General features: G+C 49.5%; 20 protein-coding genes and 1 pseudogene. 6 read left to right on the forward strand and 15 right to left on the reverse strand.

Annotated features, from left to right (window positions below):
- Position 1: 1 nt before the first annotated feature.
- The 3 genes and pseudogenes from C510_RS0102690 to C510_RS16020 form a co-directional block, all read right to left on the reverse strand.
- On the reverse strand, positions 2 to 583 hold the full coding sequence (locus C510_RS0102690) for a LemA family protein (protein WP_018709800.1): 582 nt from the start codon (positions 581 to 583) through the stop codon (positions 2 to 4).
- A 201-nt stretch (positions 584 to 784) separates the two neighbouring features.
- Positions 785 to 1477, reverse strand: coding sequence for a response regulator transcription factor (locus C510_RS0102695; protein ID WP_185095060.1), 693 nt, complete (start codon positions 1475 to 1477; stop codon positions 785 to 787).
- Positions 1478 to 1479: 2 nt separating this feature from the next.
- A pseudogene (locus tag C510_RS16020) lies at positions 1480 to 3009 on the reverse strand (sensor histidine kinase).
- Positions 3010 to 3167: 158 nt separating this feature from the next.
- Here C510_RS16020 and C510_RS0102705 point away from each other — a divergent pair.
- Complete coding sequence (locus C510_RS0102705) at positions 3168 to 3830, forward strand: chloramphenicol acetyltransferase (protein WP_018709804.1); 663 nt, start codon at positions 3168 to 3170, stop codon at positions 3828 to 3830.
- 165 nt (positions 3831 to 3995) lie between these two features.
- On the forward strand, positions 3996 to 6131 hold the full coding sequence (locus C510_RS0102710; RefSeq protein WP_025892187.1) for an outer membrane beta-barrel protein: 2136 nt from the start codon (positions 3996 to 3998) through the stop codon (positions 6129 to 6131).
- Positions 6132 to 6209: 78 nt separating this feature from the next.
- Here C510_RS0102710 and C510_RS0102715 read toward each other — a convergent pair whose 3' ends face one another.
- The 4 genes from C510_RS0102715 to C510_RS0102730 all read right to left on the reverse strand — a co-directional run bounded on the left by C510_RS0102715 (position 6210) and on the right by C510_RS0102730 (position 10954).
- On the reverse strand, positions 6210 to 7781 hold the full coding sequence (locus tag C510_RS0102715) for an ATP-binding protein (RefSeq protein ID WP_018709806.1): 1572 nt from the start codon (positions 7779 to 7781) through the stop codon (positions 6210 to 6212).
- Between the two features lie 249 nt (positions 7782 to 8030).
- Entirely contained in the window at positions 8031 to 8717 is a 687-nt protein-coding gene (locus C510_RS0102720; RefSeq protein WP_018709807.1) for a hypothetical protein, read from the reverse strand.
- A gap of 231 nt (positions 8718 to 8948) precedes the next feature.
- Complete coding sequence (locus C510_RS0102725; protein WP_018709808.1) at positions 8949 to 10037, reverse strand: alpha/beta hydrolase; 1089 nt, start codon at positions 10035 to 10037, stop codon at positions 8949 to 8951.
- Between the two features lie 104 nt (positions 10038 to 10141).
- Complete coding sequence (locus C510_RS0102730) at positions 10142 to 10954, reverse strand: AraC family transcriptional regulator (protein ID WP_154651943.1); 813 nt, start codon at positions 10952 to 10954, stop codon at positions 10142 to 10144.
- 326 nt (positions 10955 to 11280) lie between these two features.
- Here C510_RS0102730 and C510_RS0102735 point away from each other — a divergent pair, with 326 nt between their 5' ends.
- On the forward strand, positions 11281 to 12843 hold the full coding sequence (locus tag C510_RS0102735; protein ID WP_018709810.1) for an ATP-binding protein: 1563 nt from the start codon (positions 11281 to 11283) through the stop codon (positions 12841 to 12843).
- A 142-nt stretch (positions 12844 to 12985) separates the two neighbouring features.
- On the opposite strand, the gene phoU is transcribed toward C510_RS0102735, so the two are convergent.
- The 5 genes from phoU to C510_RS0102760 are packed head-to-tail and all read right to left on the reverse strand — an operon-like array spanning position 12986 to position 17409.
- Positions 12986 to 13672: a phosphate signaling complex protein PhoU gene (gene phoU, locus C510_RS0102740; protein ID WP_018709811.1), complete on the reverse strand. Its 687-nt coding sequence runs from the start codon at positions 13670 to 13672 to the stop codon at positions 12986 to 12988.
- Between the two features lie 52 nt (positions 13673 to 13724).
- Positions 13725 to 14477 (reverse strand): phosphate ABC transporter ATP-binding protein PstB, encoded by a 753-nt coding sequence (gene pstB, locus C510_RS0102745; protein WP_018709812.1) that lies wholly within the window; start codon positions 14475 to 14477, stop codon positions 13725 to 13727.
- A 13-nt stretch (positions 14478 to 14490) separates the two neighbouring features.
- Complete coding sequence (gene pstA / locus C510_RS0102750) at positions 14491 to 15375, reverse strand: phosphate ABC transporter permease PstA (protein ID WP_018709813.1); 885 nt, start codon at positions 15373 to 15375, stop codon at positions 14491 to 14493.
- A gap of 3 nt (positions 15376 to 15378) precedes the next feature.
- Positions 15379 to 16572: a phosphate ABC transporter permease subunit PstC gene (gene pstC, locus C510_RS0102755; RefSeq protein ID WP_018709814.1), complete on the reverse strand. Its 1194-nt coding sequence runs from the start codon at positions 16570 to 16572 to the stop codon at positions 15379 to 15381.
- Positions 16573 to 16599: 27 nt separating this feature from the next.
- Entirely contained in the window at positions 16600 to 17409 is an 810-nt protein-coding gene (locus C510_RS0102760; RefSeq protein WP_018709815.1) for a PstS family phosphate ABC transporter substrate-binding protein, read from the reverse strand.
- Between the two features lie 316 nt (positions 17410 to 17725).
- Here C510_RS0102760 and C510_RS0102765 point away from each other — a divergent pair, with 316 nt between their 5' ends.
- Positions 17726 to 19864, forward strand: a complete 2139-nt coding sequence (locus C510_RS0102765) for a Tex family protein (protein WP_018709816.1) — start codon at positions 17726 to 17728, stop codon at positions 19862 to 19864.
- A 32-nt stretch (positions 19865 to 19896) separates the two neighbouring features.
- Positions 19897 to 20694: an NAD(+) diphosphatase gene (gene nudC, locus C510_RS0102770; protein WP_018709817.1), complete on the forward strand. Its 798-nt coding sequence runs from the start codon at positions 19897 to 19899 to the stop codon at positions 20692 to 20694.
- Positions 20695 to 20779: 85 nt separating this feature from the next.
- Here nudC and C510_RS0102775 read toward each other — a convergent pair whose 3' ends face one another.
- Positions 20780 to 21070, reverse strand: coding sequence for a chaperone modulator CbpM (locus tag C510_RS0102775; protein WP_018709818.1), 291 nt, complete (start codon positions 21068 to 21070; stop codon positions 20780 to 20782).
- Positions 21071 to 21080: 10 nt separating this feature from the next.
- Positions 21081 to 22025, reverse strand: coding sequence for a DnaJ C-terminal domain-containing protein (locus tag C510_RS0102780; RefSeq protein ID WP_018709819.1), 945 nt, complete (start codon positions 22023 to 22025; stop codon positions 21081 to 21083).
- Positions 22026 to 22317: 292 nt separating this feature from the next.
- Between C510_RS0102780 and C510_RS0102785 the strand changes: the two genes are divergently transcribed.
- Positions 22318 to 24051, forward strand: a complete 1734-nt coding sequence (locus tag C510_RS0102785) for a bifunctional metallophosphatase/5'-nucleotidase (RefSeq protein WP_025892185.1) — start codon at positions 22318 to 22320, stop codon at positions 24049 to 24051.
- A gap of 25 nt (positions 24052 to 24076) precedes the next feature.
- On the opposite strand, the gene C510_RS0102790 is transcribed toward C510_RS0102785, so the two are convergent.
- Positions 24077 to 25024, reverse strand: coding sequence for an alpha/beta hydrolase (locus C510_RS0102790; RefSeq protein WP_018709821.1), 948 nt, complete (start codon positions 25022 to 25024; stop codon positions 24077 to 24079).
- Positions 25025 to 25027 lie beyond the last annotated feature (3 nt).

The following is a 25027-nucleotide window of genomic DNA, read 5'->3' on the forward strand; positions in this document are numbered from 1 at the left end:
GTTAGAATTTTACTTCCGGCGCTTTTTCAGCACCTTCCTGTGCTTCGAAGTACGGACGCTTCTCGAAACCGAACATACCGGCTACCATCGAAGCCGGGAAGCGGCGGATTTTCGTATTATAAGTACGGGCAGCCTCGTTGAAGTTACGACGTTCTACACTGATGCGGTTTTCTGTACCTTCCAGCTGAGCCTGCAGCTCTTTGAAGTTTTCGTTGGCTTTCAGATCCGGATAGTTTTCTGTTACGGCCAGCAGACGGCTCAATGCGCTACCCACTTCACCTTGTGCACGCTGGTAAGCCTGCATCTTCTCCGGAGTCAGGTCGTCGATGCTGATGGTAGTCTGCGTAGCTTTGGCACGGGCGTCAACCACGGCCTGGAAAGTTTCCTTTTCATGGGCAGCATAGCCTTTCACGGTATTCACCAGGTTCGGAATCAAATCAGAACGGCGTTGATACTGGTTCTCTACGTTACTCCAGGCTGTTCCTACAGCCTCTTCCTGTGTTACCAGAGAGTTATAAGTTGACACACACCAGATCACCAATACGGCTACAATGGCAAGGATGATAATCCAAGTTTTTTTCATACGTTGTAAATGATTAAAAATGATTAGTTGTTTTATTTTGTTCTTTTTGCTTGACATTTTTGCTTCTTTTCGCAAGAATAAGCTGTTGCCTGACAGTTTTTTCAGTCGGAAAGGTACAAAGATGCCCGCTGATTGCAAATGTAGAATGAAATGGGGAGTGTGCCAAACTTTTGGGTAGAAATCTTTGGGGAAGGCTTCGGGTCAGCCTATCAGTTTATAGCCGATACCTCTTACGTTGACGATGCGGATACTTTCATCTTTGGCCAGTTTGTGGCGCAGTTTGGTGATGAATACATGCAGGCTGCGCTGGTTGAAGAAGGAATCGTCTCCCCAAAGGTCGAGCAGGATGTCTTGGGTATTCACTACGCAGTTCCGGTTCTGGCAGAGACGGTGGAGGATGGCGGTTTCCCGGTAGGAGAGTTCTTGGGTAATGCCGTTGTACAGGAGCACTTGTCGGCGGACATCCAGTTGATAGTTCCCGATTTCATAGAGGGATTGCTCCTCCTGAACGGGAGAGGTATACGAACAGGCACGACCTACTAGGGCTTTGATGCGCACAATCAGTTCCTGCATGCCGAAGGGTTTCTTCAGGTAGTCGTTGGCACCCAACTCGAATCCTTCCACTACATCGTTAACGGCTGAACGGGCTGTCAGGAAAAGAACGGGTGTCCGTTGGTCGGTCTGTCGGATACGTCGTACCATCTCGAAGCCGTTCATACGAGGCATCATTACATCGGCCACCAGTACGTCCGGACGGATGTCGAAGAAAAGGCGCAGTCCTTCTTCTCCGTTGGAAGCCGTATGGATGTTGAAGTCTTGTCCCTCCAGGGTGTCTTTGATGATGAGGGCGAGGTTGGTTTCATCCTCTACCAGTAATACGTTGATTCGTTCCATGGTCATGCTTTTTTGAATTGTAGGGTGAACCGGCTGCCTTTTCCCGGTTCGCTGGTCACATGTATTGTGCCTCCGTGCTTTTCAATCATCGTCTTTACATAAAACAGGCCCAGTCCATAACCTTTCACTTCGTGCCGGTTTCCTGTAGGTACCCGGTAGAATTTATCAAAGATGTGTGGCAGGCACTCACGGGCGATTCCAATACCGCAGTCGCTGACACAGATTTCGGTGTATGTTTCTTCATTTTCCTGACAGAGCCGGCAGGACACAGCGATGTCTGCGTGTTCAAGGGAATATTTCACAGCATTATCCAGCAGGTTGCTGAGCATGTTTGTCAGGTGGGTACGGTCGGCTGTGACGGTCAATTCTTCAGGAGTTATCTGCAAGGAAATACGGACCGGTTTGTCGGCTTTCAGTTTGTGCTGTTCGATGAGGGGAGGCAATATCTCTTTCAGTCGGACTTCTTCCAAGTGAAGCCGGAAGGTTTTACGGCGTTCCATGCTCATGGACAGAATCTGTTCCACCAGTCCGCTGAGGTGTTGAAGCTGTTCCTGGCAGATACGCAGGTAACGTTCGCGTTTCGTCGGGTTATCGGCCTGGTGAAAATTGAGCAAGGCATCGGTAGCCGCGTATGCCACGGCAATGGGAGTCTTCAGTTCATGGGTGATGTTGTTGGTGAAATCGCTTTTCATTTCTTCCAGTGTCTTTTGACGGAGAATGGTACGGATGAGGTACTAGAAAGAGAAGCCCAGAATCAGCAGGATAATCAGTGAGGTGGTTAATATACCCGCCATTTGCCGGAGGACGATACCGCCTAATGGTTCGGTAGTAAGTCGGTAGATTTCGTGTTTGGAGGCAGAAAACTCATATTGGTAGCTGACGGCATCGGAGGTAGGCACATAGCCAGATGTCCCGCCTGTAGCCACAGTATCGGTGTACTGCCAGCGGTCGTGGATGTCGTATCCCTCATGGAGGTATTGCAACCGGTAACGGATGGGAATATTCATTTCGAGCAGACGGGCATGAAGCAGACTGTCGTACACGGTGAACGAGGGATTCATCAGAATGTCCAGTCCTGAATGTAGTCCACGTTGCAGGTAAATGGCCATCCCAGCCATGGTGCTTTGGTTGCGGAGCAGCATATCGAGTCCTTCGCTTGCATGAAGCATGGCGTCGGGTTGTACGGTGTCTGTTTCTATTTTTCGGAAGGTGTCGTTTTGGGCGGTGAAACCTTGTAAGGTCGTGTCGGAAACCTGATGGAGTACGGTGCTGCTCTGTACGAACTGTTTGCCTTCGTCGTTGAATCCGGTGGAAATGGAGACTTCGCCGTGTTCTCTGTTTCTGTGTTGCAGACGTTCGATGCGTACTAGCATCTCGTTGTAGTCGCTGATACGCATGGCTTCTGTGATGTTTCGTTCCAGGTCGGTACGCATGGTGCGGTAGAGTCCTGTCAGCCAATAAGCCTGATAGCCGAAGATACCTGCCAATGAAAGGATGACAAGCAGGGCGATGTATTTTGAAGGCAGTTTCATGGTCTGAATTGTTTTTCGGGTACAAAGATAGAATCTTCTTCCGAAGGGGACGGATATGGTAAGACTAAATAACACTTCTTGTATGGAACGCTGGCTATTTTGCTTTACACACTCGATTGGATGTATTATCTTTGTCCTCGAATCAGAACCGTTGAATTATGAAACATATCATTGATGTAGAGACTTGGAGCCGGCGTGACAATTTCCGTTTTTTTGAAACTTTCGTCAGTTCATGGTATGCCGTGACGACCGAGATAGACTGTACCGAGGCCCGTGCGGCGGCCAAAGAACGGGGACAGTCCTTTTTCTTGTACTACCTTTATGCTGTGGTGCGTGCGGCTAATGAGGTGGATGAGCTTCGTTACCGGATTGACAAGCAGAAACAGGTGGTGTTTCACGACCGGGTGGACATTATTACCCCCATTGCCGTTCCGGGTCGTACCTTTTTTACCTTGCGCATCCCTTATCACGAAGATTTCATCCGTTTCTACGAAGAAGCTCACCGTATGATTACTCATATTCCGTCCGATGGCGACCCGTACGGTGCCGAGAAGACGCTGATGAGTCAGGGCGACTACGATGTGGTGCATCTGAGTGCCGTTCCCGGTATGTATTTTACATCCATCACCTATACATTGGCCGAAGCGGGTAACGCCTGCAACTACCCGTTGATGACCGCCGGAAAGGCCGTTGTTCGTGAAGGGCGTCTGGTGATGCCGTTGTCTATTTATGTGAACCATGCTTTTGTGGATGGCTCTCATCTGTCGGCATTCTTCCGGAAGGTCGAGCAGTATTTGAAGGAAATATCTGTAGGAAAGTGAGGTCCTGCTTCTGAAAAAAATTGTCTTTGATAACATTGGATAAGACTTCGTAAGCCTGCGGTAACGCGGGCTTTTTTCGTAACTGCTTACCTTTGCGGAGGTATGGGAAAGAACTCGTTTTAGGTTCCTTCCTTTGTAGAACGATATGAAAGTAAAACAACGAAGATGAAACGACATGCATGGTTATGGATGGGCTGTCTGTTCGGCGCTTTGCCGCTTCCTGCCCAAGAGAATGTGAAAGAAGAACATGTAGAGACCTTATCGGCCGATAGTCTGATTACGGGAGATGCCCGGATGGATAGCCTGTATCGGAATCTGCCCGAGGTGCTGGTGGTGGGTGAACGTCCTGTGGTCAAGGCTTCGGCAGGCAAGCTGGAATATGACCTGCCGCGGATGATTCGGGACCGCCCTGTGGATAATGTCTTTGAAGCGTTGAAGGAACTGCCTGGCGTGGTGGAACAGGACGGAGCGTTGACGCTGGGGATGCAAGGCGTTACCGTGGTATTGGACGGTAAGGTGACGAACATGAGTACCCAACAGCTTTATGCCTTGTTGAAGTCCTTGCCTGCAGACCGAATCGAGCGCGTGGAGGTGATGTATAATGCACCGGCCCGTTATCAGGTACGCGGAGCGATGATTAATGTTCGTTTGCGTCACCGTATCGGTGACCCCGGGGTAGTTCAGGGGGAACTTTATGGAAAGTATAACCAGGACCATGAAGCCTCGTTCGAAGAGCGTGCTTCCTTGCTGTACAACGGGAATAAGTTTTCTACCGACTTCCTGTATGTCCATACGCATGGAGACAGTTTCAATACGACCGATAAGGAAGCCCGCCACTGGCAGCAGGCCGACGGTTCGACGCATCTTGTCGACAATTACGAGGAGATGCGCGGGCGAAGCCATACGCATACTTTCCGTTTGGGTACGGATTATCATCTGGCAGAGAATCATTCATTGAGTTTCGTTTACAACGGTTCGTATATGACCGGCCACAACACACAGCACACGACGGGAACACAGACAGCCGACAGTCGGACCGACCAGACTTCGTGGTTGCACAACGGTCGTTTTGACTATCAGACACCTTTCGGATTGAAGGCCGGTGCAGAGTTTACGTGGTACAATGCGCCTGACAAGCAGTGGCTGGACAGTCGTATGGGGGAACAGTGTCTCGATTTCTATACCGAAGCCGGACAGCGCATCAATGCCTGGAAATTTTACCTTTCACAGGAACATTCGTTGAAGAACGGTTGGGGATTGAACTACGGAACGGTGTACACCACAAGTATAGACCATTCGTATCAGATGTATTACGGGAATGAAGAGCGAGAAATAGAACGTGAAGAATTACCGGATGATGTCCGGTCACGCCGTCGCGAGCAGACACTCAATCTGTATGCCGGATTCAGCAAATCATTCGGGAAAAAACTGATGACCGACTTCTCGTTGGCTGTGGAGCGTTACAAGACTCCCGTGTGGGACGAGTGGGATGTTTATCCAGTTCTCAACCTCACGTACTTGCCTGCTGACGGACACATCTTTCAGCTCAACTTCAGTAGCGACAAAAGCTATCCCGGTTATTGGGCCGTACAGGATGTCGTGTCCTATCTGGGTGGGGGGTATAGTGAGATTCAAGGTAATCCGTTCCTGAAACCAGAAATTGATTATTCAGCTTCGTTGACTTATATATTGAAATCGAAGTATGTTTTCCGTGCCTGGTTCAACCATACCAAGGACCGTGCCTTGCAGACATTGTATCAATCGTCCGATGAACTGTTGGAACTGTACAGGTATCTGAATTTTGACTTTGAGCAGCAGGCGGGTCTTCAGGCTTCCGTTCCTTTCAAGGCGGGGAGTTGGCTCAACTCGCGGCTTACCCTGATTGGAATGTGGATGCGTCAGAAAGATAGCGATTTTTACGACCTTCCCTTTGACCGACACCGGTTGTTGGGAATCGCTGTCTTGAACAATACCTTTACCTTGAGTCGCAAACCCGACTTGCGTTTAACCGTAGATGGACGTCTGCAAGGGCGTGCCATCCAGGGAATCTACGACATTCCTTCGTGTGGTGACCTGTCGGCTACACTCCGTTATACCTTCCTTGGTGGAAATGCCTTACTCACTGCCTGGTGTAGGGACATCCTCGAAACATCGATGCCCTGCCCGCAGATACGTTACGAGCATCAGTGGGTGACAAACGAGTATTCCAGTTTCCGCAGTGTAGGGCTTTCTTTCGCCTGGAAGTTCGGCGGTTATAAGGAAAAGAAGCGGGAAGCGGTGGATACCTCACGATTCAAATAATCGAGTGTAGTCTTGTAAGAGATTTTTGAGGTATATGGAGAATCTGTCCGGTGAGTAAGGTGTACGGTTTGGAAGACCTTACTTACCGGTAATTGTTTTCCATTCTCCGATGGTTCCGGTTTCAGAAGAGAAAACGGCGCCTATACGGAAGAGTTTTCGGAAATCAGTTGCATATTCCCGTGCATAGCCTTTGTCTTCAATTTGTTTTAAGGCTTCATCAGCCGTACCGTCCAGCTTGAATTCGAAGATGTAGATATATTGGGGCGTTTCCACGATACAGTCTACTCGCCCCTGGCTCTGTACCTTTTCCACATATGCTGTATAGACACTGATTAGCCGCATAATGAGGTAGAAAGTATACTGGAAGTAGCGTTCCTTCTCCGTTTCGTTCTCTTTACGGCGCATGGTGTAAGGGATGCTGGCTAGGAATGCGGTAAAGAGTGTGCATAAAGAGTCCGTTTCTCCAGCCTCCAATGCATCCACTACATCGTCAATCCAGTTGGAAAGTTGCTTCTTGGGTTGCAGGTATGACGCAACCAATGCGGTCAGAAAGCCGTTCTTGACTTCGTTGTTCGGAAAATCCAGCAGGAATCTGTTCCGTCGCATGTCGTAGTCCTTGATGGTCAGGTAACCGCTCTGGTAAATCATCGGCAATGGCCGTTCCACATCGGCCTTGTAGTCAATGAACTCTTCCGGTGGGTAATATTTGCCGGTGAGTTCATTCATGTTCTCCTTGAAGTGGGCAAGTAGGCGAATCAGATAGGTAGGTGTACCTGAACTGAACCAGTAATTCCTTACATCTGTACTGTCCAATGCATTGAGCAGGCTGAACGGATTGTATATGTCGGTCATCTTTTTGCTGAAATGGTAGCCGTCATATTGGAGTTTCAAACTTTGTCGCATCTCTTCCGGCGTACATTGGTTGGTTGCGGCCATTTCGGCTATTGGTCCGGCAAAGTAACTGTCCAGTTCTTCCTGTGTAATTCCACAGAGAGTTTCATACCGGGCATCCATACTGATGTCCTTGGGCTGGTTGAATCCGCTGAATACACTTACCTGTGAGAACTTGGTGACTCCTGTCAACAATACAAACTGCAGGTGAGCATCTGCTACCTTAAAGGCGGAATAGAAAGCTTTCAGTACGTTCCGGTGGCGGTCTTCCAATGTACTGTCCATATCCAGCACATCCAGTATCGGTTTGTCATACTCGTCGATAAGTACGACAGCTCTGCGTCCTGTTTGTTTATGGGCTGCTTCCAGTACATCCCGAAAGCGGAATCCGATTCCTAGGTCTTCATTCGTAGCCAATCCATATTCCTTCTCCCATCTTTCCATATATTCTTTCAAAGCGCCTTCCAGTTCGCTTGCATTCGTGAAGTTTCCTCCGTTGAAATCCACGTGGAATATGGGATGTACATTCCATTCCTTCTCCAGTTTTTCTATGGCCAGTCCCTTGAACAGTTCCTTGTGCCCCTGGTAATAGTTCTTTAAAGTGGATACCAGCAGACTCTTTCCGAACCGGCGCGGGCGGCTCAGGAAATAGATTTTACCTTCGTGTGTAAGACGATAAACCAGGTCAGTCTTATCGATGTAGATATAGCCGTCTTCGACAATCTGTTCGAAGCTCTGTATTCCGATGGGGTATTTCATGACACTTCAAGTTTTACTGTTCATAACTTATGCAGGGGATTGTCTGATGGTATGTGAGTGATGTAGACCCTGTATCTGCAAAGATAAGAAATATGTCGGGAGATTGATGCCAAAACTTTGTTTAATCATCATTCATAGAGCTGAAAAACATTTGATGATTGCTTAATAAACAGATTCACTCGCTGGTGGTAAGATGTATTTTTACCAGCGAGTGAATATTTATAGAAGATTGTTCCAATTTTTGTCCTTTTATTTCTTTCGGGCTGCGATGGCCAGTATGACACCTAATACGACTCCCAACAAGGCAGCGAACAAGACACGCGATTCACCCGGAAGCAGGAAGGTGATGGTATGGGCAGGATACCAGAAGAAGGGGATGGTCTTCTTGAAGACGAAGTTCCACTGTACATGCCAGTTCATGTTCTGCATGATGTCTCCCATCGGGATAGGAGTGAACAGCCCTCGGAGTGTACCTCCGGTAGCCAGGATATGCGTATCGGTTATCTTATGGAAAGTCATGAAGACCGGAGCGAAGATGCTGTTCAGACAGACTGAAATGGCCAGTGCCAGCAGGACTTTGGACAGGCAGACGGGACCGGCCATGATGCCGGCCGGGTCAGCTACACCCAGGTAAGCGGCAACAGCGGGAACACCTGTAGAGAAAATGATGAAGGCCATGTTGATACCCATACCGAAGATACCCCATACCACAGCCCGGGGAAGCACACCGAAGCCTGTACGGTAATAGTTTCCGGTACTGATGCGGAGTCCCAGCAGTTCCCCCAACGTAGAGAGGATGGCAAACTTGATAAAGCTCATGATCATGCCATGTTCGGCATTGAATGACTGGTAACCGGCGTAAAGGCTCTCGGATAAAAAGAATGGCGCGAACAATGCCACGACAATCAGCATGAAATAGAAATCTGTGCGTTTCATAGACAGGTTGTATTTGTAGTGTTTTTCATGGCGCGCAATGTAGTAATTAAATCGATTGAAACAAACTGTTTGTCACTGAAAATGCAGTTGTGAGAGAAAAAAGTGTGTTTTTCTATCCGATTCGTAAATTTTAGATGCACTTTTCCGTATAGATTAGGCCTATCTGTAGGGGGATAAAAGACAGCCTCCTGTTTCTTCATTTAGATATAATGAAACGGGAGGCTGTGTCTGTTATTTCAGATACTTTCTGAAGAAATCGGTAATCTTGTCGAAAGGAATCACATCCGTCCGGTCGTAGAGGTCGGTGTGGTTGGCTCCGGGGATAATCAGCAGTTCTTTGTTATTTCCTTTCAGCTTCTTGAACGCGTCTTCGCTGAAGTAGCGTGAGTGAGCTTTCTCGCCGTGGACGATAAGGACAGCCGAACGGATTTCATTGGCATAGGTCAGTAGCGGCATGTTCATGAACGATAGGGAAGAGGTAGCGTTCCAGGCTCCGTTGGAATTGATGGAACGTACATGAAAACCGCGGGAAGTCTTGTAATAGTTGAAGTAATCCTTGACGAATTGCGGCTCGTTTCCTTGCAGGCTGTCGGGTAATCCTCCTTGAGCGGGAGCGATGCTACCGGTTTTGGCATCTTGGGTACGCTGTGCGTTCAGTTGCTTGCGGAGTTCGTAGCGGGCGTCTGCATCCATGGCGTCGAAATAGCCGTTGGCATTCACCCGGCTCATGTCGTACATGGTTGAAGTGACTGTTGCCTTGATGCGTGTATCCATGGCTGCGGCATTCAGTCCCATACCGCCGAACCCACAGATACCGAGGATTCCGATGCGTTCACTGTCTACCTGGTCGAGGGTGCTCAGGAAATCTACGGCAGCACTGAAATCTTCGGTGTTGATGTCCGGTGAGGCAACGTGTCTCGGTTCACCGCTACTTTCTCCGGTGTAGGAGGGGTCGAAAGCCAGAGTCAGGAATCCTCGTTCTGCCAGGGTCTGGGCATACAGTCCTGATGCCTGTTCCTTGACGGCACCAAAGGGTCCGCTTACAGCGATGGCAGCCAGTTTTCCGTCGGCTGCGTTTCGGGGAATGTACATATCGGCAGCCAGGGTAAGGCCATAGCGGTTGGTAAAGGTGACTTTCCGGTGGTCTACCTTGTCACTTTGTGGGAAGATTTTGTCCCATTCATTGGTCAGTTTCATTGTTTCCATGTTTTCGTTAGAAATTATAGGGTTGTTTTCATGGTTTTTATAGCCTGTACAGGCTATGAAGTTCAGCGCTGCGGCCAGTGCTGTCAGTCTGAGGGCGATTCTTCGTGTCTGCATACGGGTTATCGGTTTGTTTTCTGGTGGCAAAGGTAAACGAAAAGCCCCACAGACGCATTGCTGTGAGGCTCAAAGGGTGTTTCTCAGAAGTTCATCGGAATATTTTACGATAGGGCGGCTGTGGGAGGAATGCCGTATTGTTTCTTGAAGGCGGTGGAGAAATGCGACGGATTCTTGAAACCGACTTCCGCATAGACATCCGCCACTTTCCTGCCTCCTTCCTTCATCAGTGAGTAGGCCACTTCCAGCCGTTTCCGTATCAGCCATTTCTCCGGGGTAAGTTCACTGATTTTCTTGAAATCTCGCTTGAAGGTGGCCAGGCTCCGTCCGGTGTAATGAGCCAATTCCTCCATCGTAAACTCATACATGTAGTTCCGGTTCATGAACTCCAGAATATCGATTTTCCACGGTTCGTTGAAATCGAACAATGCTGTGGCGAAGCGCGGGTCGATGTGCAGCAGAGCCAGCAAACCTTCCTGTAGCTTCAGGTCCATGAAATCGGCCTGTGGTTTGACTTCCGGGTCAAAGTAGGGTGTCATGGAAGCGAACAGGCTGGTGAGTTCCGCTGTTTTCGGCAGTTTGAGGACTCCCGGCGACCAGTTCGGCACTTGGGTCTGTTGCCTGTATTTATTGGTTTTCGTATACATTTCGCGCAGGAAGCTTCGGGTGAACATCAGAAAGATGCCACAATAGCGTTCACCGTTGCAGGGCCTTTTGTATAAGGTGATACGATGGTCTCGGGGTATGAAGACGCATTCTCCTTTTCCGACGTGAATTTCCTCCGAACCGTTGTCGAGCACCATTTCGCCGGAGTAGACATAATTCATGGCATACTCGTGTGAACGGTGGGTACAACTTTCTGTATCATCGTAGAAGAAGCTGAAAAATACATCGTTGTAGTTGAATATGACTTTCATCGGGTCAGTCTGTCTGTCGGTATGTTCTTTTCTCATAGTGATAGTCTGGATAGATTGTTTGTCGATTATTGGGTGGTTCCTTTCACTTCGGCGGCCATCCATATCTGATTATCGTCTTCCTTCAAGCGGTTTTGGGCCTTACTGACGCTTTTCCAGCAAATATACGGACAAACCGTAAGTTGACAAATTAAAATCCATTGATTATTTCTAAGAAGACACAGTTTGGGCTTCCATCTTCCGACATATTTCTTAACTTTGCAGATACAGGAACTTATGTCACAGGGAAAGTTCCTGTACAGATTATGAATCATCCAATTTGAAGTGCCATGAAATACCCCATCGGAATACAGAGCTTTGAACGCATCATCGAAGACGGCTATGTCTACGTTGACAAGACCCACTTGATTTACGACCTTACCCATTCAGGAAGTATCTATTTTCTGAGCCGTCCGCGCCGGTTCGGAAAGAGTCTGCTGGTATCTACCTTGGAAAACTATTACTTGGGGCATAAGGAACTGTTCAAAGGATTGGCCATGGAAAAGCTGGAGAAGGAATGGAATGTACATCCTGTATTCCATGTCGACTTTAACGGAGCGAATTTTACAAAGGAAGGTGTGCTGGAAACGATGCTGGAGGATTATGTAAATAAATGGGAAAAGCAATACGGACTGCATACAAACCGGGAACTTGAAACAGGACTTCGTTTCCGTGATGTCCTCAAGTCAGCCCATGAACAGACGGGCCACAGAGCTGTGGTACTCATCGACGAGTATGACAAGCCGATATTGGATGTGTTGGATATGGACAATGAATTGGAGGACCGTCACCGGAACGTACTGAAGGCTTTCTATTCCATATTCAAGGTAGCAGATGCCCATTTACAGTTTGTCTTGCTGACAGGAGTCACCAAGTTTTCGCAGGTAAGCGTATTCAGTGGATTCAACCAGCCCAAGGATATCAGTATGGATACCCGTTATGAAACGCTCTGCGGAATTACGCAAGAAGAGCTGGATCGTTATTTTGCCGAACCGATATCGGCCATGGCCATCAAATATCGTTGCTCTACAGAAGAGATGAAATCACTCTTACAGCAGAAATACGACGGATACCATTTCAGCGAATCTCTGACCGATGTGTACAACCCGTTCAGCCTGCTCAATGCACTGGACAGTCTTCAGATTCGTGATTACTGGTTCAGTTCGGGTACGCCGACTTATTTGATTCGCCTGCTTGCCCATTTCAAGGAGAACATGAACGAACTGACAGGAAAATATTACCCACCGGAAGAATTCATCGACTACAAGGCCGATGTGGAACGACCATTGCCGATGATTTACCAGAGCGGTTACCTGACCATCAAGGACTACGATATGGAATTCAATACTTTCCTGCTGGATTTCCCGAACAACGAAGTGAAAAACGGTTTCTTGACTGTATTAGCTGGTTCGTATCTAAGGCCATCGGAAGAAACGGGAGCATGGATACGTGATGTGATACGCACCCTGAGGGCGGGGGACACTGAAAAACTAGGTGCCTTGTTTACTGCTTTCTTGGCCAGTATTCCCTATACCATGCGCCGCAAAGAGAACGAGGCGGAAAAGGAACGTTATTTCCAGTATACCTTCTACCTCATCATGCGGCTAATCAGTGTCTATACGGTATATGTAGAAAAAGTACAGAGCCAGGGACGGGTGGACTGCATCGTAGAAACACCCCAATATATCTACATCTTCGAATTCAAGCTGGACGGAACTGCCGATGAAGCCCTGCAACAGATTGAGGACAAAGGTTATGCCCGGGAATATGTAGCCGATTCACGGAAACTCTTCCGGATAGGTGCCGTCTTCTCTTCGGAAACGGGCACTATCGGAGAATGGAAAACAAGATGACCGTATTGCCCGGAGCTTTATCGTTTCATAGGATTAGGTAGAAAAAAGAGAGGCGAAGCGCTTCCGGAACAGGTTCCGGGAAAGTCGCTTCGCTTGGAAACAATCAGAGTCTTCTTTTCGCAAAGAAGAGAGTATGGTCGGTTTATTCAGCGTTTTCGGACGGAATGTTTTTCCGGTGCTTCAACACCTGTGCATCGATGTAGAAGACCGTTTCTTCGGACAGGTTGTTGATATGGTCGCCGGCGCGTTCCAGCTTGCGGAAGATACCGGCAACTTCCAGACACAGACGGATGGATTCCGGGTGCTCGCTGGCGTATGCCGCCAAGGCATCCAGGGCGTTCTGGTTAAGCTGGTCGAGGGTCTCGTCTTTGTCGAATACCGATTTGGCCAGTCCGATGTCGTGTTTCTGGAGCGATTCGTACGTCGTGTTCAGCATGGACAGTACCATGTCGAACATTTCCTGAATCTGAAGTTCGTTGAAGAGTACCTTGTCCTCACTGTTCAATTTGGTGCGGATGACAAAGCGTGCGATACTGTCCGCATAGTCGCCGATACGTTCCAGGTTGTTGTTGATTTTAAGCATGGCCAGAGCGAAGCGCAGGTCGATGGCCACAGGGTTGTATAGGGCGATGAAATCTTCGATGTCACTGTCTATCTTCAGTTCGAAGGCGTTGACCCGTTTTTCACGAGCTACCACTTTATCGGCTAGACTTTGGTCCGCGTTCAGTACCGAGCGGTAAGCGTTTTCCAGTTGCTGGTAGACCAGTGTCCACATGTCGTTGATTTCCGTGCGTATAGTCTGAAGTTCGTTTTCTACAAATTTTACCATGATGATATTCGTTTGATGATTCTGGTGGATAAAGATAAGGATAGTATCGCAATCAGCCGAAACGTCCGGTGATGTAATTCTGGGTCGCTTCCTTGTCGGGATGCGTGAAGATTTTCTTGGTCGAATCGAATTCAATCATCTCTCCCAGGTAGAAGAAAGCCGTCTTGTGGCTTACGCGGGCCGCCTGCTGCATGCTGTGTGTCACGATGATGACCGTGGTCTGGTTGCTCAGTTCGCAGATAAGCTCTTCAATTTTGGCGGTCGAAATCGGGTCGAGGGCCGAAGCCGGTTCGTCCATCAGCAGGACAGAAGGTTCTACTGCCATGGCGCGGGCGATGCAGAGGCGTTGCTGCTGACCGCCGGAGAGGGCGTAGGCCGATTCTTTCAGCTTGTTCTTCACTTCTTCCCACAGGGCGGCACCTTTCAGGGCTGTTTCCACCCGGTGGCTGATGAATTCCTTGTCCTTGATGCCGTTCACCCGCAGGCCGTACGCCACATTTTCAAAAATACTTTTCGGGAACGGATTGGGGCGTTGGAATACCATGCCCACATTCTTTCTCAGCAGGTCTACATCCACCGACTTGTCGTAGATGTTTTTTCCGTCGATGTTGATTTCTCCGGTAAGCCGGGTACCCGGAATCAGGTCGTTCATGCGGTTGAAGAGACGCAGGAAAGTAGACTTTCCGCATCCTGAGGGGCCGATGAAGGCAACCACTTCATTCTGGGGAATGTTGATGCTGATGTTCTTCAATGCGTGAAAATTGCCGTAGTAGAAATCTACGTTCTTGGCTTCAATCTTATTCATGGATTTGTGAGAATTATTTCTGTTTCAGTTTGTTTTCAAAATATTTGCGGATGCCGTTGGCCAGCAGGTTCATGAAGAGTACGATGAGTATCAGCACGAAAGCGGTTCCGTAGGCTATCGGCATCTGGGCTTCGATGTCGGTACCGCTGGTAGCCACCACGTAAAGGTGGTAAGGAAGCGCCATGCACTGGTCGAAGATACTTTCCGGAAGCCGGGGCAGGAAGTAGGCCGCACAGGTGAAGAGGATAGGGGCAGTTTCGCCGGACACTCTTCCCAACGAAAGAATCAGACCGGTAATGATGCGGGGCATGGCCATGGGAAGCAGCACCTTCCAGATGGTCTGTACCTTGGTGGCTCCCAAAGCCAGACTTCCTTCACGGTACGAATTCGGAATATCCTTGAACGCCTCTTCGGTGGTGCGGATGACAATGGGCATGGACAGCAGACCCAAGGTGAACGAACCGGCCAGAATGCTGTCGCCGAAACTGAGGTAGTTGACGAAGAAAGCCATACCGAACAGACCGAACACGATGGACGGAATACCGGCCAGATTATTGGTCATCATGCGGATGAAACGGACCATTTTGCCTTGCGGGGCGTATTCGTTCATGTAGATGCCGCTCATCACACCGAGCGGGAAAGAGATGACGGCACTGCCTATCATCAGGTAGAAGGTACCTACGATGGCGGGGAAGATACCGCCGCTTGTCATACCGTCTTTCGGCGATTCGGTCAGGAATTCCCAGTTGATGACTCCGGCTCCTTTCACGATGATGAAGCCCAGAATGAAGAAGAGCAGCAGGGCTACGCTGTAGCTGAGCAGGCGGAAGCAGCCGAACATGAGCCGCTGCAAGGTGCGCTTGCGCTGCATATAGGCGGGATTGGTTTCGATAGCCATAACTTATTTCTTGAATTTGTTGCGGGCAGAGACGAACTCTACACACGAGTTGATGAATAAGGTGATGAAGAAGAGGATGACGCCCAGCAGGAACAGTGACTGATAGTGGGCACCTCCGGCCGGAGCTTCTCCCAGTTCGGCGGCGATGGTGGCCGGAATGGTACGCAGCGGTTCCAGGATGCTGGTGGGCAGTACGGCGGCATTTCCGGTAACCATGAGCACGGCCATGGTTTCACCCACGGCACGTCCGATACCCAGTACGACTCCCGAGGTGATACCCGAGATGGAGAACGGAATCACCACTTTGTAGATGGTCTGCCACTGGGTGGCTCCCAGGGCCAGGCTGGCCTCGCGCATGGAGCGGGGACAACTGCGTAACGCGTCTTCCGCTACGGTGATGATGGTGGGCAGAGCCATGATGGCCAGTACCAGACTTCCGGCCAGACCGGATTCACCGACAGGCAGGTGGAAGGTCTGTTGCAGGAAAGGTACGATGACAGCCAGACCAAAGAAACCGTAGACCACGGAAGGAATCCCGTTCAGCAGCTCGATGATGGGTTTCATGTATTTCCGTACGTTGGGACTCGCTACTTCGGCCAGGTAGATGGATACGGCCATTCCGAAAGGAAGGGCTATCAGGATGGCAAAGAAGCTTACCCACAATGTGCCGCCGATGAGGGGCAGAATACCGAATATCGGTGAGGGAGTAGCGGTAGGGAACCATTCGGTACCCAGCAGGACATCCTTCATGGGAATGGTACGGTCTGCTATCCGGTGGATGCCTTTCTCCTTTTCGATGAGTACTTCCGGTACGAAGGCTATCATGCCGGGATTGGCCTGAATCTGTTCGGCTATTTTCTGTCCGGCATGTTCGTATTCGGCTCCCAGCTCTTCTTCGGTATAAAGGTTATCCAGATCTTCCAGACGGAACACTTTGACCGGCTGCTCATTGCCGCCTACCTCTTTCCAGTTGTCGATTTCTTCATCGAACAGTTCTTTTATCTGATAAGCGCTCAGTTCCTTCACCGGATTGTCAGGATGGAGGGCGAGTACATAACCCTTGTCCACAATCGGATTACTGAACAGTCCGACGGCTTCCTTGAACAGGAAACCGATGATGAGCAGAATGACGATGCTGGTAGTAAAGCCGCTTACCGTAAAGATGCGTGCGGCGATTCTATCAATCCATTTTTTCATATTCTCTTGAAACTAGTTGGTTACGGATTAGCGGGGGATGAATCCTAAATCAAGGGTCTTTTCCCGTGCTTGAGGGGTATCAAGGTATTCCAGAAACGGCTGGACGGCCTTTTCGTTTGCCTTGTCGTAATAATAATAGAGCGGACGCACTACAGGGTATTCTTTCCGGATGGCACTCTCTATCGAGGGAGTGACGAATTTCTTGCCTCCGTCGTACGAAACGGCTACGGCCTTGACGTAGGGATTGAGGTATGCCAGTCCCACATACCCGATGGCGCCTTTGGTCTGGCGGACCGACTGGATGATGGCACCGGTGGCCGGCATGGAGAGGATACTGCTCATGTAGTTCTTGTTGTGCAGGACACTTTCCTTGAAGAATTCGTAGGTACCGGATGAGGTTTCGCGGGAGTAGACCACGATTTTGGCGTCTTCTCCACCCACTTCCTTCCAGTTGGTGATTTTTCCACGGAAAATGCCTTCCAGTTGTTCCCGGGTCAGGCGGTTGACCGGATTTTCCGGATTGACGATGACTGCCAGGGCATCGTAGGCTACCACGACTTCTTCGGGCTGGTGCTTGGCTTGTTTCATCTTCATCTTCTCGCTGAATTTGATGCGGCGGGAAGCCATGGCCAGGTCGGTCGTTCCTTCCATCAGGGCAGAGATACCTACGCCGCTTCCTCCACCGGTTACTGTGACGGATGCGGACGGATGTTCGTTCATGTACATTTCCGATAATGCCTGTGTGAGGGGAAGAACGGTATCACTTCCTTTGATTCGCTGGGCGTCTGCATAGGTGCATCCTAGCAGGGCCAGCAGGGGGAGCAAAAGCTTCTTCATACTTCTTTTCTACTGTTTTTTTAATGCTTAGTTTTCGTGGCGTAAAGATACGCTGAGCCGTTTGATAAAAGCGTTACAAAACTGTTACATCTCTGCGACAATCCGGGTACAAAAAACGAACGGACATTTTAATCAAAACGAACGGACGTTTTAATCAGAACGAACGGACGTTTGAAGTGAAACGAACGTTTGTTTTGAAAGTATCAGTATCTACCCGTGATGGTTGCCACCGGAAGGTAGGACAAACCTTTTTTCCCGGCTGAATTTGCGTAACCGCTTTTTTTGCTACTTTTGCAGGACGTAAAACAAACTATTCATGGAAGAATTCAGTCAAATGATAGCAGCTGCCATGAAGCTGCCTGTCCATCGCATTGAGAATACCCTCAAGTTATTAATAGGAGGAGCTACGATTCCTTTCATCAGCCGTTACCGCAAAGAAGCTACCGGAGAACTGGATGAAGTGCGGATCGGCGAAATCCAGTCCCGTTATGAAAAACTGTGTGAATTGTCCAAGCGGAAAGAAACCATTCTTTCCACCATCAGTGAACAGGGAAAACTGACGGAAGCTCTGAAGCAACGTATTGCCCAGTGTTGGGACAGTACCGAACTGGAAGATATCTACCTCCCCTTTAAACCGAAACGGAAGACCCGTGCTGAAGTGGCCCGACAAAAAGGGCTCGAACCGTTGGCTGTCCTGTTGATGATGCAGCAGGAGAATCACTTGGAGCAGCGTGTCCGTTCCTTCGTGAAGGGAGAAGTCAAGGATGAGGAGGATGCCTTGAAAGGGGCGCGTGATATCATAGCCGAGCAAGTGAACGAAGACGAACGGTCCCGTAACCAGGTCCGCAACCAGTTCTCCCGCCAGGCCATCATCACCGCCAAGGTTGTCAAGGGAAAGGAATCTGATGAGGCAGCCGCCAAATACCGCGATTATTTCGATTTCAGTGAACCCCTCAAGAAATGTACTTCTCACCGTCTGCTGGCTATCCGCCGTGGTGAATCGGAAGGCATTCTGAAAGTCAGCATTACTCCGGAAGACGACGGCCTCTGCACCGAACGGTTGGAGCGGCTGTATGTACGTGGAAACAATGCCTGTTCCGCTCAGGTGGCCGAAGCTGTGAACGATGCCTACAAGCGGTTGCTGAAACCGGCCATTGAAACCGAGTTTTCGGCCATGAGCAAGGATAAGGCAGACGAGGAAGCCATTCGGGTATTTGCCGAGAACTTACATCAGCTGTTGTTGGCTCCCCCTTTGGGACAGAAACGTGTGATGGGTATCGATCCGGGGTTCCGGACGGGCTGTAAGGTGGTCTGCCTCGATGCCCAGGGGGCCTTGCTTCACAACGAGGCTATTTATCCGCATCCGCCCAAATCGGAATACCAGCAGGCAGCCCGGAAGCTGACCAAGCTGGTGGAGCAGTATCAGATTGAGGCCATTGCCATCGGAAACGGTACAGCCAGTCGGGAAACGGAGCAGTTCGTCACTTCCCAGCGTTACGACCGGAATGTACAGGTATTCGTGGTCAGCGAAGACGGGGCTTCCATTTATTCGGCTTCGAAGACCGCACGCGAGGAATTCCCCGATTACGATGTGACTGTGCGTGGAGCGGTTTCCATCGGCCGGCGCCTCATGGACCCGCTGGCTGAGCTGGTAAAGATTGATGCCAAATCCATCGGTGTAGGCCAGTACCAACACGATGTGGACCAGACGAAACTGAAGGCTTCTCTGGACCAGACCGTGGAAAGTTGTGTCAACCTGGTAGGTGTCAATGTCAATACGGCCAGCAAGCACTTGTTGACATACGTTTCCGGATTGGGACCGACACTGGCTCAGAACATCGTGGATTACCGTACTGCCAACGGTCCGTTCCACTCTCGCAAGGAACTGCTGAAAGTTCCCCGGATGGGAGCCAAGGCTTTCGAACAGTGTGCCGGTTTCTTACGGATTCCCCAGGCGGAAAATCCGTTGGACAATTCTGCCGTGCATCCGGAAAGTTATCCGCTGGTCGAGAAGATGGCAAAAGACCTGCATTGTTCGGTAGCCGATCTGATTAAGCAAAAGGAACTTCGTAACCAGATTCAACTTCAACGCTATGTAACCGAGACGGTGGGGTTGCCTACGCTGACTGATATCCTTCAGGAACTGGACAAGCCAGGCCGGGACCCTCGCCAGCAGATACAGGTCTTTTCGTTCGATCCGAATATCCGTACGTTGGACGATTTGAAGGAAGGCATGGAGCTGCCGGGCATCGTTACCAACATTACCAATTTCGGTTGCTTTGTAGACATCGGTATCAAAGAAAACGGGCTGGTACACATCTCGCAACTGGCCGATAAGTTTGTCAGCGATCCGACTACCGTGGTGAGCATTCATCAGCATGTGCGGGTCAGAGTCCTGGGAGTTGACCATGAGCGGAAGCGGGTACAGCTTACCATGAAGGGACTGAACAAATAATTTGAAGAAAAAACTGATATACAGAACGTGATATGAAAAACGAACAGCAAATATCCGCCTGGTTTGTTTTTAACAGTGGACAGGTCCTGATAGAAAAACAAGCCGACGGTTATCACATACCCTATGGCACGGAGCCGCCTGTTCCGGTGCCAATAGGAAGTACCGTACACCTTTTAGGAGAACTGAACGGGCATCCGGCCAAAGCCTATGCCATCCACATGCCGGTATGTGGTAATGAAGACTCACCACGCATGATGAAGGATTTACGTGCTTCGTGGGATATACTTCCTTTGGAGGAATACAAATGGGCAGGGAAAGCTTCACAGATTCTGAATTGGGACAAGAACAGCCGGTATTGTCCCATGTGCGGGGTACCCACCGTGCAGATTTCACCGATAGCCAAGCAGTGTCCGGAATGCCGTCAGGAAATCTATCCGCGCATTTCGCCGGCCATTATTGTTCTCATCCGGAAAGGGGACAGCATTCTGCTGGTACATGCCCGTAATTTCCGGGGAACTTTCAAAGGACTTGTAGCCGGATTCCTGGAACCGGGAGAAACATTGGAGGAGTGTGTACACCGCGAGGTGATGGAAGAAACCGGACTGACCATCAAGAACCTGAAGTATTTCGGAAGTCAACCCTGGCCTTATCCCAGCGGTATCATGATAGGCTACACCGCGGAATACGAAAGCGGTACCATCAAGTTACAGGACGAAGAACTGAGTGCAGGCGCTTTCTACAGTCGGGACCACCTGCCGGAAATACCCAAGAAATTGAGTATTGCTCGTAAAATGATTGATGCCTGGTTGGCGGGAGAACTGCCTGATTAAAAAAATCCGGCCTCTGTTTCGATATTGTTTTGAAACGGAGGCCGGAATTTTTTCTGTCAATAAAAAGTAAAAGTGTCGTGGAAGATTAATGCCGGTAGAAATGCAGTTCATCTTCCAGCCGATGGACTTGTCTTTGTAAATTCTCCATACGTGTAAGCAGGTGACGGATGGCGTCGATACCTGCAACGTTGATGGAAAGGTCGTAATACAGATGAGCATAACGCTCTAGTTCAGCCAATTGGGACGCAGGGAAGCAGTTGGCATTGTTTCTCACTTCAATATCGATGAGTCCGTCTTCCCCCAACATCAGGACAAAGTCCGGCTCGATGTTGCAATGGCTGCAAAAATCGTTGAGGATAATTAGTTCGTTCTGCATAATCGTATGTTTAGGATGCTGCCTGCAACTGGCGGAAGAGTTCTTTCTGCTTTTCTGTCAGTTGGGTAGGAAGAGTTACCTGATAAGTTATAATCAAATCGCCGAAACTGCCTTCCTGTTTGTAGACCGGAAAGCCTTTTCCTTTCAGACGGGCCTTGTCGCCGTTCTGTGTACCCGGACGTACTTTCAGTTTTACTTGACCGTCCAAGGTATTGATGGTGGTTTCTCCACCCAGTACAGCGGTGTACAAGTCAATGTGTATATCGGCATACAAGTCATTGTCTTTCCGCTTGAATTGCGGGTCGTCGGCAATGACAAAGGTAATGTACAAGTCACCGTTCGGAGCTCCTTCGGCACCTTTACCGCCATGGCCGGCCAGTTTGATGACCTGTCCGTTGGCAACACCGGCCGGGACTGTTATCCGGAGATTCTCACCATTTATGCTGAAGGTTTGTTTATGGGTAGTGGCTGCTTCACGCAAGGTCAGAGGAAGTTCCGCCTGAATATCCTGTCCACGGAACGGACTTCTTCCTCTTCGGTTTCCGGTTCCCCGATGTCCGAAAAGTTCTTCGAAGAAATCAGAAAAACCTTCTGCATTTCCGGAGAATCCTTGTCCGTCACCGAAGTTACCGGTGAAGTGTTCACCGTCGGTAGAATACCAGTAAGTCTGCTGCCCGTTGGCTCCTTGCCGTGCCCGGTAGGCCTGCTGCTGGGCTTCGAACTCATCGGCATGTTTCCAGTGCTCGCCGTAAGCATCGTACTTCTTTCGTTTCTCCGGGTCACTCAATACCTCGTTGGCCTCGTTCAGCTGTTGGAATCGTTCCTTGGCCGAAGGGTCGTTCGGATTCAGGTCCGGATGATACTTTCTGGCTAGCTTACGGTATGCTTTCTTGATGTCGTCCTGGGTAGCGTTCTTGTCTACCCCAAGTACTTTGTAATAGTCTATGTAAGCCATATTGTCTGTTAGTTTTATTTACCGTTTATAACGCAAAGAATGTACCATCGGTTGGGTAGAGGACCTCTATTTTGTGTTCTTTTTATACTATTTTATTTTTCGAAATCATTCTTGAAACCCAAACTTCTTGTATCTTTGTCAAAGACCATATCTGCTTGGCTCTTTTAAATGGTTTGACACGTAAATAAACTAGCAAACTGGCAGATGGAAGGGGAGTATAGGTCTTCCGGCTATAACGGAGACTGTCAGATTGACCTGTATCTGTCTTAATATTTTTGTAATATCAAATCTTATGAAAAAAATTTTTTGTCTGCTGGCTATGGCCGGCCTGGTATGTATGCCTACCCATGCGGCGCCCGGAAAGGAAGTGACCCTGAAACTTCTTGAAACCAGTGATGTACACGGATGCTATTTCCCGTATGACTTCATCAAGCGTAAACCGATGCGGGGAAGTCTGGCCCGTGTCAGTTCTTTTGTCAAGGAACAGCGTGCAACGTATGGCGACCATCTTATCCTGATGGACAACGGGGATATTCTGCAAGGCCAACCTGTGGCTTATTATTACAATTTCATTGATACGGCTTCGGTACACGTGAATGCGGCTATGCTGAATTACATGGGGTATGACTTGGCTACCATCGGAAATCATGATGTGGAGACCGGTCACGATGTGTATGACCGTTGGATTGGCCAGTGTCAGTTCCCGATGTTGGGAGCAAACGTGGTTGATACACGGATAGATGAACCTTATCTGAAGCCTTATACGGTCATCGAACGGGATGGAGTGAAGGTTGCTGTGTTGGGAATGATTACTCCGGCTATCCCTTCGTGGCTTCCCGAACAGCTTTGGAAGAACCTCCGTTTTGAGGATATGGAAGCCTGCGCCCGCAAATGGGTGGAAGTTATCCGGGAGAAAGAACAGCCGGATGTCCTGGTGGGATTGTTCCATGCCGGTCCCGAAGGGAATATGCTGGATAATACGGTAGAGAACGGTTCGGCCAATGTGGCCAAGAACATCCCGGGATTCGATGTCGTTTTCATGGGGCATGACCACACACGCTATTGCGAGAAGATTGTGAATGTGGCCGGAGATTCGGTCCTGCTGATTAATCCCGCCAACATGGCCCGTGCGGTAGCCGATGTAACGGTGAAGGTAACCAAGAACGACGGAAAACTGGTGGGAAAATCTGTCAGTGGACAACTGACGGATATGGATGCTTATCCGGTGGATGAGGCATTTATGCAGACATTCGACAGCCAGTATCAGGCTACCCGTGAATTCGTTTCACGGAAAATAGGCAGTATCGACCGGACCATTACCACCAAAGATGCTTATTTTGGCCCTTCGGCCTTCATAGACTTGATTCATCAGTTGCAGCTGGATATTACAGGAGCGGATGTATCGTTCTGTGCGCCGTTGTCATTTGCCGCCGAAATCAAGGAAGGTGATATCTATATGAGTGATATGTTCAATCTTTATAAGTATGAGAACATGTTGTATGTGATGAGCCTTTCGGGGCAGGAAATCAAGGACTTTCTGGAAATGTCATACGCCATCTGGACCAACCAGATGAAATCGCCTGAAGACCACTTGTTGTTGCTGAATGAGAAGAATAACGGATTCGGTTATTTCAAGAACCCCAGTTTCAATTTCGATTCGGCTGCAGGAATCATTTATACGGTGGATGTGACGAAGCCGCAAGGGGAGAAGATAACCATCCAGTCGATGGCCGACGGTACTCCTTTCGACTTGCAGAAGCGGTATAAGGTGGCTGTCAATTCTTATCGTGGAAACGGCGGTGGTGACCTGTTGACCAAAGGGGCTGGTATACCGAAGGAGGAACTTTCCAAACGTATCCTGTCATCCACCGAAAAGGATTTGCGGTACTACCTGATGCAGCGGATAGAAGAAGTGAAGGTGCTGCATCCGCAACCGTTGAACCAATGGAAATTTATTCCAGAAGAATGGACGGTTCCGGCAGCAGCACGTGATTACCGCTTCCTGTTCGAGCGCAGCAAAGAGTAAAAATAGAAGAAGGAGCTGGCGATGATTACCGAACGTACCGATCTACGAAGGCTTTTACTTTTCGGGTATAAGTTTCTCGTTCATGCAGGTATGAGGTGGCATGGTCGGCTCCTTCCACAATCCAAAGTTGTTTGGGCTGTGGTTTGGCATTGTAGAGCTGATAGACCATCCAGGTTGGCACGAAGTCGTCCTTGTCGCCGTGGATGAAGAACATGGGTTGGTGGCAGCGGGCCACTTGTTTCAGGGCAGAGGCTTCTTGGAAGTTCCATCCGTTCTGCAACTGGCAAAGCCAACTGGCGGTGTACAGCAGTGGGAAAGCCGGAAGTCCGAACTGGCTTTTCAACTCTTTCTTGAACTGATCCCATACGCTGGTATAGCCGCAGTCTTCTACAAAACAGTCGATGTACGGAGGTAGCTGTTCGCCTGATACCATCATGGTAGTGGCTGCTCCCATGGAAATGCCATGAACTACCGCTTGCAGGGAGTCTCCGAAAAGGGCAGGTGCAGTATGTATCCATTGGATGACATCTTTCCGGTCCAGCCATCCCATCTGGAAAGCATCGCCTTCCGTCAGTCCGCTGTAACGGAGGTCGGGCAACAGAATGTTGAAATCCAGGTCCCGGTTGTATAAATAACCGATGTGCAGCATTCGGATGGCATTATCTGTATAGCCGTGAACGATGATGGCGGTTTTTCGGGTCGGATGGGAAGCGCGGGCGTAATAGGCGTGCATCCGGATGCCGTCAGGAGCCGTAATGAAGGTGTCACGCAAGGCATGCTGCTGTTGCAGGCTGTCCAGCCACGGACACAGGTGCGGATAGCGGGACCGCATGAATTCAAACGAAGTTTCCAGGTTCTTGCCCCGGTTTTCGGGACGTAACGAATAGTCTAGCATGTACAGGCTTCCGCCTATAAGGCTGGCTATCAGTATCAGCACGGCAATGCTGATACTGAGGGTCAGTTTCTTTTTCATAAA

It is taken from the genome of Phocaeicola barnesiae DSM 18169 = JCM 13652, assembly GCF_000374585.1.
GTDB lineage: Bacteria > Bacteroidota > Bacteroidia > Bacteroidales > Bacteroidaceae > Phocaeicola > Phocaeicola barnesiae.

What these genes read in the sequence shown, in the direction of transcription:
- C510_RS0102690 (WP_018709800.1), bottom strand. Translation starts at nt 583, where the DNA reads ATGAAAAAAACTTGGATTATCATCCTTGCCATTGTAGCCGTATTGGTG.
- C510_RS0102695 (WP_185095060.1), bottom strand. Translation starts at nt 1,477, where the DNA reads ATGGAACGAATCAACGTATTACTGGTAGAGGATGAAACCAACCTCGCC.
- C510_RS0102705 (WP_018709804.1), top strand. Translation starts at nt 3,168, where the DNA reads ATGAAACATATCATTGATGTAGAGACTTGGAGCCGGCGTGACAATTTC.
- C510_RS0102710 (WP_025892187.1), top strand. Translation starts at nt 3,996, where the DNA reads ATGAAACGACATGCATGGTTATGGATGGGCTGTCTGTTCGGCGCTTTG.
- C510_RS0102715 (WP_018709806.1), bottom strand. Translation starts at nt 7,781, where the DNA reads ATGAAATACCCCATCGGAATACAGAGCTTCGAACAGATTGTCGAAGAC.
- C510_RS0102720 (WP_018709807.1), bottom strand. Translation starts at nt 8,717, where the DNA reads ATGAAACGCACAGATTTCTATTTCATGCTGATTGTCGTGGCATTGTTC.
- C510_RS0102725 (WP_018709808.1), bottom strand. Translation starts at nt 10,037, where the DNA reads ATGCAGACACGAAGAATCGCCCTCAGACTGACAGCACTGGCCGCAGCG.
- C510_RS0102730 (WP_154651943.1), bottom strand. Translation starts at nt 10,954, where the DNA reads ATGAAAGTCATATTCAACTACAACGATGTATTTTTCAGCTTCTTCTAC.
- C510_RS0102735 (WP_018709810.1), top strand. Translation starts at nt 11,281, where the DNA reads ATGAAATACCCCATCGGAATACAGAGCTTTGAACGCATCATCGAAGAC.
- phoU (WP_018709811.1), bottom strand. Translation starts at nt 13,672, where the DNA reads ATGGTAAAATTTGTAGAAAACGAACTTCAGACTATACGCACGGAAATC.
- pstB (WP_018709812.1), bottom strand. Translation starts at nt 14,477, where the DNA reads ATGAATAAGATTGAAGCCAAGAACGTAGATTTCTACTACGGCAATTTT.
- pstA (WP_018709813.1), bottom strand. Translation starts at nt 15,375, where the DNA reads ATGGCTATCGAAACCAATCCCGCCTATATGCAGCGCAAGCGCACCTTG.
- pstC (WP_018709814.1), bottom strand. Translation starts at nt 16,572, where the DNA reads ATGAAAAAATGGATTGATAGAATCGCCGCACGCATCTTTACGGTAAGC.
- C510_RS0102760 (WP_018709815.1), bottom strand. Translation starts at nt 17,409, where the DNA reads ATGAAGAAGCTTTTGCTCCCCCTGCTGGCCCTGCTAGGATGCACCTAT.
- C510_RS0102765 (WP_018709816.1), top strand. Translation starts at nt 17,726, where the DNA reads ATGGAAGAATTCAGTCAAATGATAGCAGCTGCCATGAAGCTGCCTGTC.
- nudC (WP_018709817.1), top strand. Translation starts at nt 19,897, where the DNA reads ATGAAAAACGAACAGCAAATATCCGCCTGGTTTGTTTTTAACAGTGGA.
- C510_RS0102775 (WP_018709818.1), bottom strand. Translation starts at nt 21,070, where the DNA reads ATGCAGAACGAACTAATTATCCTCAACGATTTTTGCAGCCATTGCAAC.
- C510_RS0102780 (WP_018709819.1), bottom strand. Translation starts at nt 22,025, where the DNA reads ATGGCTTACATAGACTATTACAAAGTACTTGGGGTAGACAAGAACGCT.
- C510_RS0102785 (WP_025892185.1), top strand. Translation starts at nt 22,318, where the DNA reads ATGAAAAAAATTTTTTGTCTGCTGGCTATGGCCGGCCTGGTATGTATG.
- C510_RS0102790 (WP_018709821.1), bottom strand. Translation starts at nt 25,024, where the DNA reads ATGAAAAAGAAACTGACCCTCAGTATCAGCATTGCCGTGCTGATACTG.